We start from the raw sequence: 17,645 nt of genomic DNA, 5'->3' as shown, positions 1-17,645 counted from the left end.
AGCAGCGGCCCCGCCGCAGCACGCGTGAGCACACCCGGAGACCGCATGTACTTGAAGAGCCTGACCATCAAGGGGTTCAAGTCCTTCGCGCAGCCGACGACGTTCGCGTTCGAGCCGGGCGTCACGTGCATCGTCGGCCCGAACGGCTCGGGCAAGTCCAACGTCGTCGACGCCCTGGCCTGGGTGATGGGGGAGCAGGGGGCGAAGACCCTGCGCGGCGGCAAGATGGAGGACGTCATCTTCGCGGGCACCTCGACCCGCGGGCCGCTCGGCCGCGCCCAGGTGCTGCTGACGATCGACAACACCGACGGGCTGCTGCCGATCGACTACTCCGAGGTGACGATCGCGCGCACGCTGTTCCGCAACGGCGGCAGCGAGTACGCCATCAACGGCGAGAACTGCCGGCTGCTCGACGTGCAGGAGCTCCTGAGTGACACCGGCCTCGGCCGCGAGATGCACGTCATCGTCGGGCAGGGGCAGCTCGACAAGGTCCTGCACGCCACCCCGGAGGACCGCCGCGGCTTCATCGAGGAAGCCGCCGGCATCCTGAAGCACCGTCGCCGCAAGGAGAAGACCCTCCGGAAGCTCGACGCGATGCAGACGAACCTGACCCGCCTGTCCGACCTCGCGGGCGAGATCCGGCGCCAGCTGAAGCCGCTCGGACGCCAGGCCGAGGTCGCGCGCAAGGCCCAGTCCGTCGCCGCCGTCGCGCGGGACGCCAAGGCCCGCATCCTCGCCGACGACGTCGTCCGGCTGCGCCGCGAACTGCACGACCACCAGGAGGTCGAGGCGGGCCGCAAGTCCGAGCGCATCGTCCTGACCGAGCGACTCGACCAGACCCGGGTCCGCCAGCAGCACGTCGAGCAGAGCATGGTCGGCGATGACGTCGATCGCGCCCGGACCGTGGTGCACCGCCTGGAGAGCGTGCAGGAGCGCCTGCGCGGGCTGTCCAGCCTGGCGAACCAGCGGCTGATGTTCCTGGCGCAGCAGGCCGACGCCCCGCAGCAGGGCCCCTCGATCACCCCGGAGCGGGTGGCCGGTGTCCGTGCCGAGGCCGATCGGCTCGCCGCCCGTGCCGACGAGATGCAGGGCGGTTCCGCCGAGACCGCCCGTGCGGTGCAGGCCGCCCGTGACGCGCTCGACGCCCTCGACGAACGAATCGCCGCGCAGGCCGCCCGCGTCTCGCAGCACGACCTCGAGGCGCAGCGGCTGGCGAACGCCGTCGACGTGGCCCGGTCGAAGCGCGGGTCCACGGTGGCGGACCGTGAGCGTCGCCAGCGGGCCCTCGCCGAGGCGGGCGAACGCGCCGAGCGTGCGACCGCGGCCCTCGCCGAACTCGGCACCGATCCGTCCGAGGGCGTCGACGACGAGGCCCTCGCCGCCACGCTCCAGGCGGCTCGTGCCCAGCTGGAGACCGCGCAGGCCGCCCGCGACGAGCAGCGCGACCGACTGCACGCCCTCGAGCGCGAGCGGGACGCGCTCGACGCGCGGGTCGCGGCGCTCGGCATGTCGATCGACGTCCGCGACGGTTCGCAGGCGCTCATCGACGCCGGACGTGCGGGCATCGTCGGGCGCCTGGCCGACGCGCTCACGGTGACGCCCGGGTTCGAGGGCGCCGTCGCCGTCGCGCTCGACGGGCTCGCGGACGCCGTCCTCGCGGACGACCGCGCGGTCGCGCTCGACGCCGTCGACCACGCCCGCTCCGCGGACATCGGACGCATCGACGTCGTCGTCGCGGATGCCGAGGTCGTCCCCACGGACCTGCCGGACACGCTGCCGGCCGGCGTCCGCCGCGCCCTCGACCTGGTGCAGGGCCCGCCGGCGATCACCGCGATCCTGCGGAACACCCTGATCGCGGAGACTGCCGACGGCCAAGGCGCGAACGCGGACACGCTCGACCTGGAGGCCGTGCTCGCCGCCGCCCCGCACGCGACGGTCGTCACCCGGTCCGGTGACCTCGTGCGCGCCACCCGCGTCACCGGCGGCGGGGAACGCGTGACCTCGCGGATCGAGCTCGTCGCGGAGCGCGACGACGCCGCGACGCGACGCGACGCCATCAGGGCGGACGCCGAGGACGCGGCCACGGGCCTCCAGGCAGCACGCACCGCCGTCGAGGACGCACGCCGCCGTGCGGACGAGGCCGACGCGGCATCGCGCGCGCACGCGAAGGCGACGGCCGAGTACGACCGGGCCAGCGCCTCGACGCGGGCGAAGGCCGAGAACGCAGCGGCCGAGGTGGAGCGCCTGCGTGCCGCCCTCGCCGAGACCGACGGCGCCGTCGAGCTCGTCGACGCCGCCCTGGCAGAGGCCGAGACGGCGCACCGCGCGTTCACCGAGCAGGAGCGTCCCGTCGTCGATGCCTCCGAGCGTCCGGGCCTGCAGGACGCACTCGAGGCCGCACGCGCCGCCGAGGTCGAGCAGCGCATCCAGGTGCAGACCGTGCGCGAGCGTGTCCGCGCCGAACGGCACCGCGCCGACCAGCTCGAACGGCAACTCGAGGCCGAGCGCGCGGCGGCAGAGGAAGCAGCGCGCCGTGCGGTGATCCGCCGCGGGCAGATCGAGACCGCCGAAGCCGTCCTCGCCGACCTGCCGGGCGTGCTGGGCGCCGTCGACCGGTCGCTGGCCGAGGCGCGCGTGCAGCTCGCGACCGAGGAGTCCGAACGGTCGAAGCGCAACACCGAACTGCAGGCGATCCGGAACGAGGAGCGCGAGCTCCGCGACCGGCTGCAGACGATCACCGACGGCGTGCACTCGCTCGAGATGGAGATCTACGAGAAGAAGCTGCACGTGTCGGGCGTGCTCGACCGGGCGCTGAGCGACCTCGGGCTGACCGAGGCCGTGCTCGTCACCGAGTACGGGCCGACCGTGCCGGTGCCGGTCGACGTGCTGGTGGACCCGCGGGTGCTCGCGCGGAAGCACCGCGACGCCGAGCGCGCGGCGGCTGCCGCGGCGGGCCTCGACGAGCCGGCGGAGGGCGACACGGTGCCGGCGGACGGCGACACGGCGCCGGTCGGCGATGCCGACACCGACACTGCACCCGACGACGGCACGGCGGACCTCGACACCAGCCCCGGCGACGACACGGTGGCGCTCGTCGACGCCGAATCGACCCTGCCCGGCGGCCCCGCCCTGCCCGAGTTCGACGTCACCGACGAGGTCGACCCCGCCGACGTCGAGACCGTGCCGTACGTCCGCGCCGAGCAGGAGCGCCGCCTGCAGGCCGCCGAACGCGACCTCGGCCGGCTCGGCAAGGTGAACCCGCTCGCGCTCGAGGAGTTCCAGGCGCTGGAGCAGCGGCACGCGTTCCTCGCCGAGCAGCTCGAGGACCTGCAGAAGACCCGCACCGACCTGATGACGATCATCGACGAGCTCGACACGAAGATGCAGACGATCTTCGAGTCCGCGTTCAACGACACGAAGGACGCCTTCGACGTCATCTTCCCGATCCTGTTCCCGGGCGGCTCCGGCTCGATCAACCTCACCGACCCGACCGACCTGCTCGGCACCGGGATCGACGTGCAGGTGAAGCCCGCCGGCAAGAAGATCGACCGCCTGACGCTGCTGTCCGGCGGCGAGCGGTCCCTGGCCGCAGTGGCGCTGCTCGTCGCGATCTTCACCGCCAGGCCGTCGCCGTTCTACATCATGGACGAGGTCGAGGCCGCCCTCGACGACGCCAACCTCGGCCGCCTGCTGACGGTGTTCGAGCGGCTCCGCGAGTCGTCGCAGCTCATCGTCATCACGCACCAGAAGCGCACGATGGAGATCGCCGACGCCCTGTACGGGGTGTCGATGCGGCAGGACGGCGTGTCCGCCGTCGTCGGGCAGCGGGTGCAGAAGCGCGAGCCCGCCGACGCGGTCGCGTAGCCGGCCGGCCGGCTGGCTGCAGTCGCGCGCCGCGAAAGCGACAGATCTCCGCCAACAGTTCGCGGCAATCTGTCGCTTTCATGGAGAGGATCGTGGGCCCGCGACGAGATCTGTCGCTTTCGCGGCTCTGGCCGCGACCACGGACAGACGGGAGGCACGGTGCCAGCTGGCACCGTGCCTCCCGTCCGTGTTGCCGCCCGTCCAGGGCGTGACGCTTACTCCGCGTCGGCCGCGACCGACTCCTTCGGCTCGCCCGTCGGGGTGAGCCCGCGCTCCTGGCGCTTCTTCGAGACGACCAGCGAGGCGGTCGTCGCGACCGCGATGGTCAGCAGGATGAAGCCCAGCGAGAACCAGATCGGGATCTCGGGCGCCCACTCGATGTGCTCGCCACCGTTGATGAACGGCAGCTCGTTGACGTGCATGGCGTGGAAGACGAGCTTCACACCGATGAAGCCGAGGATGACCGCGAGGCCCTGGCCGAGGTAGATCAGGCGCTCGAGCAGTCCGGCGATCAGGAAGTACAGCTGCCGCAGCCCGAGCAGCGAGAACGCGTTCGCGGTGAACACGATGAAGGCGTCCTGGGTCAGCCCGAAGATCGCGGGGATCGAGTCGAGCGCGAACAGCACGTCGGTCAGACCGATCGCGACCATGACGAGCAGCATCGGGGTGAACAGGCGCTTGCCGTCGACCTTGGTGGTCAGGCGGTCGCCGTCGTAGTGGTCCGACGTCGGGATGATGCGCTTCAGGATGCGGATCAGGCGGGAGTCGCCCTCGTCGCCGCCGTGGTCGTTGCCGCTGCGGGCCTGCGACCACGCGAGCCAGAACAGCAGCGCACCGAACAGGTAGAACACCCACGAGAAGTTCTCGATGATCGTGACGCCGAGGGCGATGAAGATGCCTCGGGCGACGAGCGCGATCGCGACGCCGACCAGCAGGACCTTCTGCTGGAACTCCTTCGGCACGGCGAAGCTCGTCATGATGATGAGGAAGACGAACAGGTTGTCGACCGACAACGCCTTCTCGGTGAGCCACCCGGCGAAGTACTCACCGCCGGCCTGTCCGCCGCCGAAGACCAGGATGCCGAAGCCGAACAGGATCGCGAGTCCGATGTAGAACACGGACCAGAACGCGGATTCGCGGATGTGCGGCACGTGCGGGGTGCGCACGTGCGAGTAGAAGTCGAACACCAGCAGGGCGAGGATGCCTGCGATGGTGAGGAGCCAGACGAAGAGTGGGACGTCCACGGTTTCCTTCAGGTAGGCGACGTACGAGCGCATGTCGAGGGACGACACGTGGGTACGCCGAGGCCTGAAGGTCTCTTCCGCCGCGATCTGCTGCAACCGACCACGACCGGCGCCCCGGGTCCGGATCGTTCCGGGCCGTACTGACGGGGTCACCGAGAGGGAATACTCCCCTTCGTGAGACCGAGCATACCGGGCACAGCGGACATGCGCCGCGCTCTAAGCTGGGAGCATGGCGAGTTCCTGGTCACTGTCCTCACGGCTGCGCGGCCTCTTCCAGCGCAAGACGATCGACGAGACCACGTGGGAGGACCTCGAGACCGCGCTGATCGGCGCCGACTTCGGTCCGGACATCTCCGAGGCGATCATCGAGGACCTGCACGCGCGCGTCGACCGTTACGGCACGACCGACCCGGCCGACCTGCAGCGCATGCTGCGTGAGGTGCTCGAGGAACGGCTGTCGAAGCTCGACACCACGCTCAAGCTCAGCGCGCGGCCCGCCGTCGTGCTCGTCGTCGGGGTGAACGGCGTCGGCAAGACCACGACGATCGGCAAGTTCGCCAAGTTCCTGAAGACCTACGACCGCACGGTCCTCGTCGGTGCGGCCGACACCTTCCGTGCTGCCGCGGTCGAGCAGGTCGCGACCTGGGCCGAGCGCGCTGGCGTCGACGTCGTCCGCCCCTCGCAGCCCGGGCAGGACCCGGCCTCGGTGGCGTACCAGACCGTCGAGAAGGCGATCCGCGACAACACCGAGATCGTCGTCATCGACACCGCCGGCCGCCTGCACACCAAGGCAGGCCTGATGGACGAGCTCACGAAGATCAAGCGCGTCGTCGAGAAGCAGACCGAGATCAGCGAGGTACTGCTCGTCCTCGACGCGACCACCGGGCAGAACGGCCTCGCCCAGGCGCAGGCGTTCATCGAGGGCGCCGGGGTCACCGGCCTCGTCATCACCAAGCTCGACGGCTCCGCGAAGGCCGGGTTCGTGCTCAGCGTGCAGGAGAAGACGGGCATCCCGATCAAGCTCATCGGGCAGGGCGAGGGCATCAACGACCTGACCGGTTTCACCCCGCACGTGTTCGTGCAGAACCTCGTCGGCTGATTCCGGGTACTGTCTCCGCAGTACAGGGATCGTCCAGGTACACCGGAAGGAGCCCTTTCAATGCCAGCACTCCTGATCATCGCGATCATCGTCGGCCTCGTCCTGCTCTTCAGCGGCATCTTCGTCGGTGCGCTGAAGTTCCTGCTGTGGGTCGGGATCGTCCTCATCATCCTGGCCGTCATCGGCTGGCTCCTCAGGAGCATCCGCGGTCGCGCATAGCGCTCGCGTCGCCCTGAACGGGCGGATGGACGAACGGGAGGCACGGTGCCAGCTGGCACCGTGCCTCCCGTCTGTCCGTGGTCGAGTCTCGGGCCGCGCGCGCCGAGTCTCGGCCTGGGCGACACTTCTCGCGCTCCGGAGCGCGAGAACTGTCGCTGAGCGCGAAACTCGCGCAGCTCCGCGCGAGACTCAGACGGCCTGGCGACCCGGCGCCGCGTCGAGCAGGTGCGACAGGTGCTCGGGAACCGAGCCGCCGCGCGCGACCGTGGCGCGTGCCCACAGGCGTCCGGCGCGGTACGACGACCGGACGAGCGGGCCGGCGAGGACCCCGGCGAAGCCCATCTCCTCGGCGACCTCACGCAGCGCGACGAACTCCTCCGGCTTGACCCAGCGCGCCACCGGCAGGTGCCGCGGCGACGGGCGGAGGTACTGCGTCAACGTGATGATGTCCGTGCCGGCGTCGAACAGGCGTTGCAGGGCGTCCTCGATCTCGATGCGCTCCTCGCCCATGCCGAGGATCAGGTTCGACTTCGTGACGAGCCCGGCGTCGCGGCCCTGCGTGATGACGTCGAGGGAGCGCTCGAACGTGAACGCCGGTCGGATCCGCTTGAAGATCCGCGGCACGGTCTCGACGTTGTGGGCGAAGACCTCAGGGCGGGCGTCGAACACCTGGCCGAGCTGGTCCGGGCGGCCGTTGAAGTCCGGCACGAGGATCTCGACGCCGGTGCCGGGGGAGTGCTCGTGGATCTGGCGGATGGTCTCGGCGTAGAGCCAGGACCCGCCGTCGGGCAGGTCGTCGCGGGCGACGCCGGTCACCGTGGCGTACTTGAGTCCCATGGACACGACCGAGTCGGCGACCCGGCGGGGCTCGTCGCGGTCGAGCGGCTCGGGCTTGCCGGTGTCGATCTGGCAGAAGTCGCACCGGCGGGTGCACTGCGAGCCGCCGATCAGGAACGTGGCCTCGCGGTCCTCCCAGCACTCGAAGATGTTCGGGCAGCCGGCCTCCTGGCAGACGGTGTGCAGCTGCTTGTCCTTGACCAGGGCGGACAGCTCGCGGAACTCCGGGCCCTGGGTGGCACGGGTCTTGATCCACCCGGGCTTCGTCTCGATCGGGGTCTCGGCGTTGCGGGCCTCGACGCGGAGCATCCGGCGGCCTTCGGGGGCGAGGGTCATACGAGGGTCTCCTGTCGTGCGGGCGCGGTGCTGGGGGACGTGGTGTCGGCGGTCGTGACGCGGGCCGTCGTGGTGCGGGCGGTCGTGGTGCTGTGCGCGGCGCTGCCGATCCGGTGGCCGGTCCGCATGCCGTGTTCGGCAGCGCGGATGCGGTCGACCACGGTGTCGGCGAGGTCGTCGACGGTGACGGGCCGGCCGGCGGCGACACTCAGCGTCGTCACGCCGGCGTCGGCGATGCCGCACGGCACGATCGCGGCGTAGGCGTCGAGTGCGTTGTCGCAGTTGATCGCGATGCCGTGGGTCGTCACGCCCTCGGCGACGTGCAGCCCGATGGCGCCGACCTTGGCGGGTGGAGTGCCGTCCGCTCCGCGGACCCAGGCGCCGCTCCGGCCGTCGACCCGCTCGGCGTGCACCCCCACGGAGGCCGCAGCGTCGACGATGACCTGCTCGAGGTCACGCACCCACGCCACGACGTCGATCGGAACGGCCAGTGGGACGATCGGGTAGGCCACGAGCTGCCCCGGGCCGTGCCAGGTGATGCGTCCGCCGCGGTCGACCTCGACCACCGGGGCACCGTTCGTCGGCAGGTCGGACCGCTCGGTGCGTCGGCCGGCGGTGTACACGGACGGGTGCTCGCACAGCACGAGGGCCCCGGGGGAGCGGCCGGCGACGACGTCGGCGTGGAGGTCCCGCTGCAGCGCGAGTCCCTCGGCGTAGTCGAGCAGCCCGGCAGGCCGCACGATCTCGAGTTCCGGCATGCTGGCGAGCCTACGACGGTATCTGGACGGAGTACAACAACGTGGACGACCTTGACCTGAACCGTGGTTGAGGGCTTCGGATGGCGGACATGGACATCCGCCAGGCACAGCTCGCCACCCGCTCGCTCGACGACACCGCCCGGTTCTGGGAACGGCTCGGCTGCCCGGTCGACCGCGTCGACGGAATGGTCGAGGTCGTGGTGGGGTCGACGCGGCTCCTGTTCCGGGAGCTGCCGGGGATGACCGGTGCGCTGCACCTCGCGATCACGATCCCGACGGGCACGTTCGCCGCGGCTGCCGAGTGGATCGCCGGCATCGCGACGGTGCTGGTCGACGCCGACGGCCGTGACGAGTTCGAGGGCCCGCCGAACTGGAACTCGCGATCGGTGTACTTCGACGGTCCGGACCAGCAGCTGCTCGAGCTGATCGAGCGGCGGGACCTCGCCGCGGCCACACCCGCGTCCGGGCCCGCGTCCGCTGTTCCGCTTCTGTCCGTCAGCGAGGTCGGCATCGCCGTGCCCGACGTCCTCGGTGCCGTCGGGACACTGCGCCGCGCCGGACTCGAGCCCTACGCCAACCCAGCAGGCGAGGGCTTCGCCGCGGTCGGCAACGTCGACGGTCTCGTCATCCTGGTGCCGCCGGAGCGGCGCTGGTTCCCGACCGCTGACCGCCTGCCGTCGACCGCGCCGGTGGTCCTCGACGTCGGGCTGGACACCCCGGTCGAGCTCACCGAGGGGGTCGTGCTCCGCTGAGCCGTTCTGCGCCGCACCGCGCCAACCGCCCCGCTCCGCGCCGTCCGGTCGTGGTCAGCGCAGGCGGTCGAGCTCGCCGAGGAAGTACGCATCCGCTCGGGCGTACGCCTCGACCGAGGTGTTCTCGGGCGGCAGGTCGTCGAACGGCCGCGCCAGGTCGAGTTCCGCGCCGACGAAGCGGACGAGGACCTCGGGTGGGGTACCGGCGCCGAGCTCGCGCGTCCGTTCCTTCACCGCGATGAGTTCCGTCGTCGCCTCCGTCACCGCACGCTCGACCGTCGACTCGGCGAGCAGCGTCGGCAGGTCCATCGGTGGCATGGCGCTCTCCGGGTGGTCCCGCAGCCACCGGAGCGAGGCCGCGGTCCGGAGCACGTAGAAGAACCGCTTCAGCGTGATCTCGCGCTCGTTTGCCGCGCGGCGACGTGCAGGTAGTGCCGGCCGATGCGCCCCCGGTCGGCCACGCTCGCGACGAACGCCAGGAGCCGGTCGCGGAAGGCCTCGTCACCCGCGTACACGATCGGTGAGCGCAGCCACTCGCCGACCGTCGCGTTCCCGTTCACGGCGAGGCGGACCGTCTTCGCGAGGTCCCACCCGTTGACGTCGAACACCTTGTCCAGCGGTGTCTCGATGACGTCGCGGCTGGGCCAGAGCGACAGGTAGTCGTCGGACCGTCGCACGTACAGGAACCGGCAGTCGTAGTCGCTGTCGGGCGACGGGAAGCCCCAGGCGCGACTGCCGCTCTCGATCGCCCAGGGGATCGTCACACCGAGGTCGGACTGCAGGCGCGCGAGCCGCCCGTCGATCTCGGCGACCACCGCTGGGTCGAGGTCCTCTGGGACGGCGCGCATGCCTCGACGATACCGAGCGTCGGACACCGGATCAGGGAACCTGCTCGTGAACCAGTAGAATCGACGGATCATGGCGCAATTCGGTTCACTCTCCGATCGGCTGACCGAGACCTTCCGCAATCTGCGGAGCAAGGGTCGGCTGACTCCGTCCGACGTCGACGGCACCGTCCGCGAGATCCGGCGGGCGCTCCTCGACGCCGACGTCGCGCTCGAGGTCGTCAAGGCGTTCACCGCTTCCGTGCGCGAGCGTGCCCTCTCCGACGAGGTCAACCGCGCGCTGAACCCGGCGCAGCAGGTCGTCCAGATCGTCAACGAGGAACTCGTCGGCATCCTGGGCGGGCAGCAGCGTCGCCTCGAGTTCGCGAAGAAGCCGCCGACGGTCATCATGCTCGCGGGTCTGCAGGGTGCCGGTAAGACCACCCTCGCCGGCAAGCTCGGCAAGTGGCTCAAGAAGGACGGCCACACCCCGATGCTCGTCGCGGCCGACCTCCAGCGTCCGAACGCCGTGCAGCAGCTGCAGGTCGTCGGCGAGCAGGCCGGCGTCCACGTCTTCGCGCCGGAGCCCGGCAACGGCGTCGGTGACCCGGTCAAGGTCGCCAAGAACGCCATCAAGGCCGCGGTCGACCAGCAGTACGACACCGTCATCGTGGACACCGCCGGTCGTCTCGGTGTCGATGCCGAGCTGATGAAGCAGGCCGCGAACATCCGCAAGGCCGTCGACCCCGACGAGGTCCTGTTCGTCATCGACGCGATGATCGGTCAGGACGCCGTCGTCACGGCCCGCGCGTTCCAGGAAGGCGTCGACTTCACCGGAGTCGTGCTGTCGAAGCTCGACGGCGACGCCCGCGGTGGTGCGGCACTCTCGGTGGCCAGCGTCACCGGCCGCCCGATCATGTTCGCCTCCACGGGTGAGGGCCTCGACGACTTCGAGCCGTTCCACCCGGACCGCATGGCGAGCCGCATCCTCGACCTCGGCGACATCATGTCGCTCATCGAGCAGGCCCAGTCGGCCTTCGACGAGGACGAAGCCCGCGCGGTCGCCGAGAAGATCGCGTCCGACTCGTTCACGCTGAACGACTTCCTGCAGCAGATGCAGCAGCTCCGCAAGGCTGGCTCGATCAAGGGCATGCTCGGCATGCTCCCGGGCGCCAAGGGCATGCGCGAGGCACTCGACAACTTCGACGAGCGCGAGATCGTGCGCACCGAGGCGATCATCCAGTCGATGACGCCCAAGGAGCGCGAACTCCCGAAGCTCCTCAACGGCTCGCGCCGACTCCGCATCGCCAAGGGTGCCGGCTCCACGGTCACCGAGGTCAACGCCCTCGTCAACCGGTTCGAGCAGGCCGCGAAGATGATGAAGACCGTCGCCCGTGGTGGCGTGCCGCAGATGCCGGGCATGGGTCCGATCCCGGGCATGCACGGCGGCAAGAAGCAGCAGCAGGGCGGCAAGAAGAAGTCGAAGGTCGGCAACCCGGCCAAGCGTGCGGCGATCGCCGCCGGGACCGCTGCCGCTCCGCAGCAGGCGCCGAAGGGCTCCGGCCTCGGCCTCGGCGGTGCCGCCAAGGGCGGCAAGGCGCCGACCGAGGAAGAGCTCGCGAGCCTGCAGAAGTTCCTGGGTCGCTAGTCGCGATCCCCTGACGGACGGGAGGCCCGGTGCCAGCTGGCACCGGGCCTCCCGTCCGTCTGCGCGCACGTCGCGACGTTCCTTCCCAGAGCAGCCGCGATGGAAAGCGGAATCGGGCGTACCTGGTCGAAAGAAACGACCCGGTACGCCCGGATCGACCAGGTACGCCCGGAGCGACCAGGTGGGTGGGCGCGGACGGGAGGCGCGGGGCGGGCTCGTGACGTTCTTTCCCAGAACGGGCGCGATGGAAAGCGGAATCGGGCGTACCTGGTCGAAAGAAACGACCAGTTACGCCCGGATCGACCAGCTACGCGGAACGACTCGGGGCTACAGGGACTCGCGGAACTCCGTGACCAGGTGCCGGACGACCTCGCGCAGGTCACCGCCGTGCTCCTGCGCGACCCGGAGCTGCCGCTGGTACGACGCACCGTTCGCGATCATCGTGTCGAGGTGGTGCAGCTCCTGCTGGCAGCCGAGCCGCTCGGCCACCGGGTCGAGCCGCTGCACCAGGTCGTGCACCTCGTCGGTCACGAGCCGCTCGTCGCCGGCGGCGTTCGTGATGATCTCGGCCTCCATGCCGTAGCGGGCGGCGCGCCACTTGTTCTCGCGGATGAACCACGGCTGCATCGTCGGCAGGGTCTCGCCGGCGTCGAGCCGGTCGGACATCGCGGTGACCAGGCACTGCACGAGCGCGGTCACGGCGCCGACCTCGTGCAGGGTCGAGATGCCGTCGGAGACCCGGTTCTCGAGCGTCCCCCACTTCGGCGACGGGCGGATGTCCCAGCGCAGGTCCTTCACGCTGTCGATGACGCCGGTGTGCGTGAGGTCGCTCACGACCTCTTCGAAGTTCGCCCAGGCACCGAGTGCGGGCGGCAGGCCACCGGTGGGGAGCTGCTGGAACATGAGGGCCCGGTTCGAGGCGTACCCGGTGTCGATGCCGGCCCAGAAGGGGCTCGATGCGGTGAAGGCCTGCAGGTGCGGGACGTACGCGAGCATCGCGCCGAGGATCGGCAGGGCCTTGTCGCGGTCGTCGATGCCGACGTGCACGTGGACGCCCCAGATGAGCATCTGCCGACCCCACCAGCGCGTCCGGTCGATCAGGGTCGTGTAGTGCTCGCTGTCCGGGGTGATCTCCTGCTGGTCCCAGACGGCGAACGGATGCGTGCCGGAGCACATGACCTGGGCGTCGAGCGGCTCGGCGGCGTCGATGACCTCGCCGATGATGCCGGACAGCTCGCTCGTGGCGTCGCGGACCCGTGAGTGCACGCTGGAGACGACCTCGACGGTGTTCGTCAGGAGTTCCTCGGTCACCCGCTCGCGGTCGCCGAGTCGTTCGTGCACGGCCGCGATCACGGCAGGGGCACGGGGCGCGAGGTCGCCGGTCGACAGATCGACCAGCGGGAGCTCCCACTCGACGCCGATGGTCGACGGAGGGGACTCGGTGAAGCGGATGTCCATGCTGTACATCCTGCCCGGAAGGTTGTCGGACACGCACAACGACGGCGGCTTCTGGTCGTGCGGATCCGATTCACAGTAGTTCCACACCGGGCGTACCGTTGATATGTACAGAGCAGGAAGAGGTACGCATGCAGTTGGTCGTGCGCGGCACGTCCGCACCCCTCGTCGGGGAACTCGACGTCCCCGTCTCGAAGTACCACACGCACCGCGCGCTGGTGCTCGCGTCGCTGGCGAAGGGGACGAGCATCGTCTCCGGCATCAGCGCCACCCGCCAGGTCGAGTGGACCGTCGGCACGCTCCGCGCCCTCGGCGTCGACGTGAAGCGTCGCGGGGACGAGTACCACGTCACCGGGCTCGGCGGCCGGTACGAGGCCACCGACGTCGTCGACCACGGGTCCCGTGGCGCCGACGGCATCCTGAACATGGGGTCCTCCGGCACCACGCTCTACTTCATGACCGGTCTGGCGTCGCTCGCCGACGAGCCGATGACGCTCGTGGGCATGAAGTACTTCCAGCGCCGGCCCATCAAGGCGCTGCTGACCTCGCTGACCCAGATGGGCATCGAGCTCGAGGCGACGAACGACTGCCCGCCCGTGACCGTCCAGCCGAAGCGCCCCCGCGGCGGCGACGTCACGATCGCCGGCACCCTGTCGCAGTGGGTCTCCGGCCTGCTCCTCGTGGCCCCGTTCGCCGAGCAGGAGACCCGGATCCACATCACCGGCGACCGGCTCAACGAGCAGCCCTACGTCGAACTGACCGTCCGGATGATGCGGGAGTTCGGCCTGTCGGTCGAGGTCTCCGACGACTGGCTCGAGTACCGGATCCCGGCGAACCAGCAGGCCACCCCGCACGACTACGTCATCCCGCCGGACATCGGCTCCGCCGCGTTCGGCATCGCCGCGGCCGGCATCCGCGAGTCGAACCTGCTCCTGCGCGGCATGACGGCCTTCACCACCGCCGAGACCGACCACCCGGAGAGCGAGTTCCTCGACCTCGCGACGGCGATGGGCGTCCCGATGCGGATCGACGAGGAGACCGGGTTCGTGCGCATCGAACACGACGGTTCCCCGCTGCGACCGCTCGACATCGACTGCCAGCCGATCCCCGACCTGCTGCCGGTCCTGTCGACCATGGCCACCTTCGCCGAGGGCACCACCCGGCTGTGGAACGTCGCTCACATCCGGTTGAAGGAGTCCGACCGCGTCGCGGCGATGCTGCAGCTCAACCGCATGGGTGGCCGGGCCGAGCAGGGTGCCGACGAACTCCGCGTCACCGGTGTCGGGGCCGAGGGACTCCACGGCGCGCAGATGTCGTCGTTCAACGACCACCGGGTCCTGATGTCACTCGCCGTCGCCGCCTCGAAGGCGCGCGGTACCTCGGGGCTGACCTACCCGCGGGCCTACCGGATCTCGTACCCGACGTTCCTCGAGGCGATGAACTCCGTCGGCCTCGACATGGAGGTCGGCGACGCCCTCGCCGCGCAGATCGCCCGCGACGACCGGGCCGACGCGGCCGAGGCCGCCGCGATCGCCGACGCGCGCACCGACCTCGGCGAGCGCACCGATGGCGAGCGCGCCAATGGCGAGCGAACCGACGGTGAGCGGGCCGACGGTGAGCGGGCCGACGGCGCGCAGCAGCCGGTCGCTCCCACGACCCCGGAGCCGCTCGCGCTCGCCGGTGTCGACGCCGACCCCCTCGTGCTGAGCGAGAAGGTCCGCGCGCTCGCGACGACCGATCCCGACGGCCTCGCGGTCATCGAGGTCGGCGGCGCAGCACCCGTGAACACCACGTGGCGGGAACTGCAGGACGAGGCCGACAAGGTCTCCGCGCTCCTGCTCGAGCTCGGGGTCCGCAGGGGCGAGTCGGTCGCCATGCAGTTGCCGAACTGGCGCGAGTTCGTCTCCATCACCCTCGGGGCGATCCAGATCGGGGCGGTCGCGACGCCGATCATGCCGGTGTTCGGACCGCGCGAGACGACGATGACGCTCGCCCGGTCCCGCGCCCGCGTGGTGTTCCTGCCGAACGTGTTCCGCAAGCGCCGGCCCGCGCTCGAGCTCCTCGACGTCATCGACGAGGCGAAGGCCCAGCAGCGCCGGCTGTCGGTCGAGCACGTGATCGTGCTCCGGTCCGAGGCGCGCGGCCAGGTCGACGCCCCGACGAACCAGCCGCCGCTGCCGGCCGACGCCCTGGACCGGGTGGCCACGAGCGACTGGCACTGGCGCTACTTCGACAACGCCCTCGACGCCGTGCACGTGGACGTCGACGAGATCACCTCGCGCGCGCCGGGCCCGGACGACGTCTGCCAGCTGCTGTTCACGAGCGGCACGACGGGGGAGCCGAAGGGCGTGCAGCACCCGCACCGCACCCTCGGGCTGGCCACGGCCATGCACGTCGCGCAGTCGGGCTTGACGAGCGCGGACCGGATCTACATCCCGTCGCCGCTCGCGCACCAGACCGGGTTCCTGTACGGCATGCTGCTGGCGTTCCGGCTCGGTGCGCCGCAGGTCATCCAACCGGTGTGGGACGGCACCGTCGCGCTCGAGCAGGCATTCGGCGTCGCGAAGGCGTCGTTCGTGCAGTGCGCGACCCCGTTCCTGACCGACCTCGTCGACCTGGTCGAAGCCGGTGCCGCCCAGCCCGAGTCGCTGCGGATCTTCGTGCCGACCGGTGCTGCTGTGCCGCGGGCCCTCGCCCAGCGGGCCGCGACGGTGCTCGGCACGGCCATCCTCGGCGCGTTCGGTACGAGCGAGACCTGCCTCGGCGCCCTGTCCAGCCCGATCGACGACCCGGCGGCAGCGTACGGGCACGACGGTCGTGCGCTGCCGGGCATCCGGATCCGGATCGTCGACGACGAGGGCCACGAGCTCCCCGCCGACACCGAGGGCAACTTCGAGCTGCACTCGCCGACGATGTTCGACGGGTACCTCGACCGCCAGGACCTGACCGACGACGTCTTCACCGAGGACGGCTGGTACAAGACCGGCGACCTGGCGAAGGTCGACGCGAACGGCTTCCTGTCGATCACCGGCCGGATCAAGGACGTCATCAACCGCGGTGGCGAGAAGATCCCGGTCGTCGAGATCGAGAACCTGCTGTACCAGCACCCCCTGGTCACCGACGTGGCGATCGTCGCGATGCCGGACCCCCGACTCGGTGAGCGTGCGTGCGCGTTCGTCGTGCCGGCCGCCGGCGTGGAGCGGCTCGACTTCGCGGCGATGCGGCAGGCGCTCGACAAGGCGGGCGTGAGCAAGTACTACTGGCCAGAGCGGCTCGAGTCCATCGACGAACTGCCGCGCAACGCCGTCGGCAAGGTCCAGAAGAACGTCCTGCGTGAGCAGGCAGCCGCGCTCGTCGCCGCGAGCACCACGAAGGAGAACGAGACACGATGACGCTGGTCATGGAAACCGCCACCGAATCCGCCTTCCAGCAGCTCAAGGCCGAGGTCACCGAGTGGGTCCGCGGCCGCGGTGAGGAGTGGGCGGACGAGATCGAGCGCACCGGCCGGGTCGCCCCGGAGCTGTTCCAGGAGCTCAAGGACAACGGGTGGCTCAGCCTCGCCGCCCCGACCGAGCTCGGCGGACGGGCCATCCCGTTCTCGCGCTACCTCGAGATCATGGAGATCGTCTCGCGTTCGCACGCGTCGATCCGGATGCTCGTGCACGTCATCAACGGCACCTGGCGCGCGATGGCCCCCTACGCGACGCCGGAGCAGATCGAGCAGGTCGTCAAGCCGAGCGTCGCGGGGGACAAGCTCGTCGCGTTCACCCTGACCGAGGCCACGGCCGGCACCGGCGCGGACATCCGCACCACCGTCCGCCGCGAGGGCGACACCTACGTCATGAACGGTGAGAAGCACCTCATCACGTTCGGCGTGCAGGCCGACTACTGGCTCATCGCCGCCCGCCTCGAGGGCACCAGCGGCCAGGACGGCACGGTCGCGTTCCTCATGCCGAACAGCGGGCTGCCGGGTGCCGAGGTGATCGACGACTCCGACACCATGGGCATCCGCGGTACCGACCACGCGATCCTGCGCTTCACCGACGTGCCCGTGCCGGCCAGTGCGCTGCTCGGCGCCGAGGGGCAGGGGCTCGAGGTCGCGCTCGGCGGCTTCCTGCTGCCGAGTCGCGTGTCCGTCGCGATGAGCGCCGTCGGCCTCGCCGAGCGTGCGAACGAGCTCGCCGTCGAGTACGCGAACAAGCGCGAGACGTTCGGCAAGCAGCTCTCCAGCCGCCAGGCGATCCAGTTCTACCTGGCCGAGAACTACGCCGACATCGCCGCCGCCCGCGCCCTGGTGCTCGAGGCGGCCCGCGCCTACGAGGAGGACCGCCCCGACGCGGGCACGCTGTCCAGCGCCTCGAAGATGGTCGCGGTCGACATGCTCGCCCGCGTCACCGACAAGGCCCTGCAGGTGCACGGCGGCCAGGGCTACTGGAAGCGCAACGCGATCGAGCGCGTCTACCGCGACGCGCGCGCGCAGCGCTTCGAAGAGGGCACCAACGAGATCCAGAAGCTGGTCGTCGGCCGCGCCGTCGTCACCGGCAAGGCCGGGTTCTAGACCACAACCACCCACCGGACGGGAGGCCCGTGGCGGGGCCCGCCACGCGCC

11 protein-coding genes and 1 pseudogene are annotated in these 17,645 nt (G+C 70.6%); 7 read left to right on the top strand and 5 right to left on the bottom strand.

The genetic code is table 11. From position 1 onward, the window contains the following. Positions 1 to 45: 45 nt before the first annotated feature. Positions 46 to 3,864: an AAA family ATPase gene (locus tag GVL05_RS07440; RefSeq protein WP_159572569.1), complete on the top strand. Its 3,819-nt coding sequence runs from the start codon at positions 46 to 48 to the stop codon at positions 3,862 to 3,864. Between the two features lie 215 nt (positions 3,865 to 4,079). On the opposite strand, the gene GVL05_RS07435 is transcribed toward GVL05_RS07440, so the two are convergent. Further along, complete coding sequence (locus GVL05_RS07435; RefSeq protein WP_111086101.1) at positions 4,080 to 5,108, bottom strand: TerC family protein; 1,029 nt, start codon at positions 5,106 to 5,108, stop codon at positions 4,080 to 4,082. Between the two features lie 229 nt (positions 5,109 to 5,337). Between GVL05_RS07435 and ftsY the strand changes: the two genes are divergently transcribed. After that, the gene (gene ftsY / locus GVL05_RS07430; RefSeq protein ID WP_111086057.1) at positions 5,338 to 6,207 is read left to right on the top strand and encodes a signal recognition particle-docking protein FtsY; all 870 of its coding nucleotides are present in this window, start codon (positions 5,338 to 5,340) and stop codon (positions 6,205 to 6,207) included. A gap of 60 nt (positions 6,208 to 6,267) precedes the next feature. Then, positions 6,268 to 6,426, top strand: coding sequence for a DUF4175 domain-containing protein (locus tag GVL05_RS19970; RefSeq protein WP_139199230.1), 159 nt, complete (start codon positions 6,268 to 6,270; stop codon positions 6,424 to 6,426). A gap of 189 nt (positions 6,427 to 6,615) precedes the next feature. Here the strand turns inward: GVL05_RS19970 and lipA are convergent, their stop codons facing one another. Further along, positions 6,616 to 7,599 (bottom strand): lipoyl synthase, encoded by a 984-nt coding sequence (gene lipA, locus GVL05_RS07425; RefSeq protein WP_111086058.1) that lies wholly within the window; start codon positions 7,597 to 7,599, stop codon positions 6,616 to 6,618. Next, positions 7,596 to 8,357, bottom strand: a complete 762-nt coding sequence (gene lipB, locus GVL05_RS07420) for a lipoyl(octanoyl) transferase LipB (RefSeq protein ID WP_159572567.1) — start codon at positions 8,355 to 8,357, stop codon at positions 7,596 to 7,598. The genes lipA and lipB overlap by 4 nt, the downstream gene beginning before the upstream one ends. Positions 8,358 to 8,446: 89 nt before the next feature. Here lipB and GVL05_RS07415 point away from each other — a divergent pair, with 89 nt between their 5' ends. After that, positions 8,447 to 9,109: a hypothetical protein gene (locus tag GVL05_RS07415; protein WP_159572566.1), complete on the top strand. Its 663-nt coding sequence runs from the start codon at positions 8,447 to 8,449 to the stop codon at positions 9,107 to 9,109. Positions 9,110 to 9,163: 54 nt separating this feature from the next. On the opposite strand, the pseudogene GVL05_RS07410 reads toward GVL05_RS07415, so the two are convergent. Then, positions 9,164 to 9,957, bottom strand: a pseudogene (locus GVL05_RS07410) (nucleotidyltransferase domain-containing protein). A gap of 70 nt (positions 9,958 to 10,027) precedes the next feature. Here GVL05_RS07410 and ffh point away from each other — a divergent pair. Beyond that, a complete protein-coding gene (gene ffh, locus GVL05_RS07405) occupies positions 10,028 to 11,581 on the top strand; it encodes a signal recognition particle protein (protein WP_111086061.1) in 1,554 nt (517 codons plus the stop codon). Between the two features lie 327 nt (positions 11,582 to 11,908). Here the strand turns inward: ffh and GVL05_RS07400 are convergent, their stop codons facing one another. Further along, positions 11,909 to 13,048, bottom strand: coding sequence for a glutamate--cysteine ligase (locus GVL05_RS07400; RefSeq protein WP_200849175.1), 1,140 nt, complete (start codon positions 13,046 to 13,048; stop codon positions 11,909 to 11,911). A gap of 119 nt (positions 13,049 to 13,167) precedes the next feature. On the opposite strand from GVL05_RS07400, the gene aroA reads away from it, so the two are divergent. Together aroA and GVL05_RS07390 are read left to right on the top strand one after the other, a co-directional pair. Next, entirely contained in the window at positions 13,168 to 16,428 is a 3,261-nt protein-coding gene (gene aroA, locus GVL05_RS07395) for a 3-phosphoshikimate 1-carboxyvinyltransferase (protein WP_159572565.1), read from the top strand. Next, on the top strand, positions 16,425 to 17,594 hold the full coding sequence (locus tag GVL05_RS07390) for an acyl-CoA dehydrogenase family protein (protein WP_159572563.1): 1,170 nt from the start codon (positions 16,425 to 16,427) through the stop codon (positions 17,592 to 17,594). The genes aroA and GVL05_RS07390 overlap by 4 nt, the downstream gene beginning before the upstream one ends. Positions 17,595 to 17,645: the final 51 nt, after the last annotated feature.

Origin of the sequence: Curtobacterium sp. 18060 (assembly GCF_902706105.1) — a bacterium.
Classification (GTDB): Bacteria; Actinomycetota; Actinomycetes; order Actinomycetales; family Microbacteriaceae; genus Curtobacterium.
Note: the sequence above shows the minus strand (reverse complement) of the source record. Positions and strands in the feature narration are given on the sequence as shown.

Excerpts from the sequence above, each read along its gene's own strand:
- GVL05_RS07440 (WP_159572569.1), top strand. The coding sequence starts at position 46 with ATGTACTTGAAGAGCCTGACCATCAAGGGGTTCAAGTCCTTCGCGCAG.
- aroA (WP_159572565.1), top strand. The coding sequence starts at position 13,168 with ATGCAGTTGGTCGTGCGCGGCACGTCCGCACCCCTCGTCGGGGAACTC.
- GVL05_RS19970 (WP_139199230.1), top strand. The coding sequence starts at position 6,268 with ATGCCAGCACTCCTGATCATCGCGATCATCGTCGGCCTCGTCCTGCTC.
- lipA (WP_111086058.1), bottom strand. The coding sequence starts at position 7,599 with ATGACCCTCGCCCCCGAAGGCCGCCGGATGCTCCGCGTCGAGGCCCGC.
- GVL05_RS07415 (WP_159572566.1), top strand. The coding sequence starts at position 8,447 with ATGGACATCCGCCAGGCACAGCTCGCCACCCGCTCGCTCGACGACACC.
- GVL05_RS07400 (WP_200849175.1), bottom strand. The coding sequence starts at position 13,048 with ATGTACAGCATGGACATCCGCTTCACCGAGTCCCCTCCGTCGACCATC.
- GVL05_RS07390 (WP_159572563.1), top strand. The coding sequence starts at position 16,425 with ATGACGCTGGTCATGGAAACCGCCACCGAATCCGCCTTCCAGCAGCTC.
- lipB (WP_159572567.1), bottom strand. The coding sequence starts at position 8,357 with ATGCCGGAACTCGAGATCGTGCGGCCTGCCGGGCTGCTCGACTACGCC.
- ftsY (WP_111086057.1), top strand. The coding sequence starts at position 5,338 with ATGGCGAGTTCCTGGTCACTGTCCTCACGGCTGCGCGGCCTCTTCCAG.
- ffh (WP_111086061.1), top strand. The coding sequence starts at position 10,028 with ATGGCGCAATTCGGTTCACTCTCCGATCGGCTGACCGAGACCTTCCGC.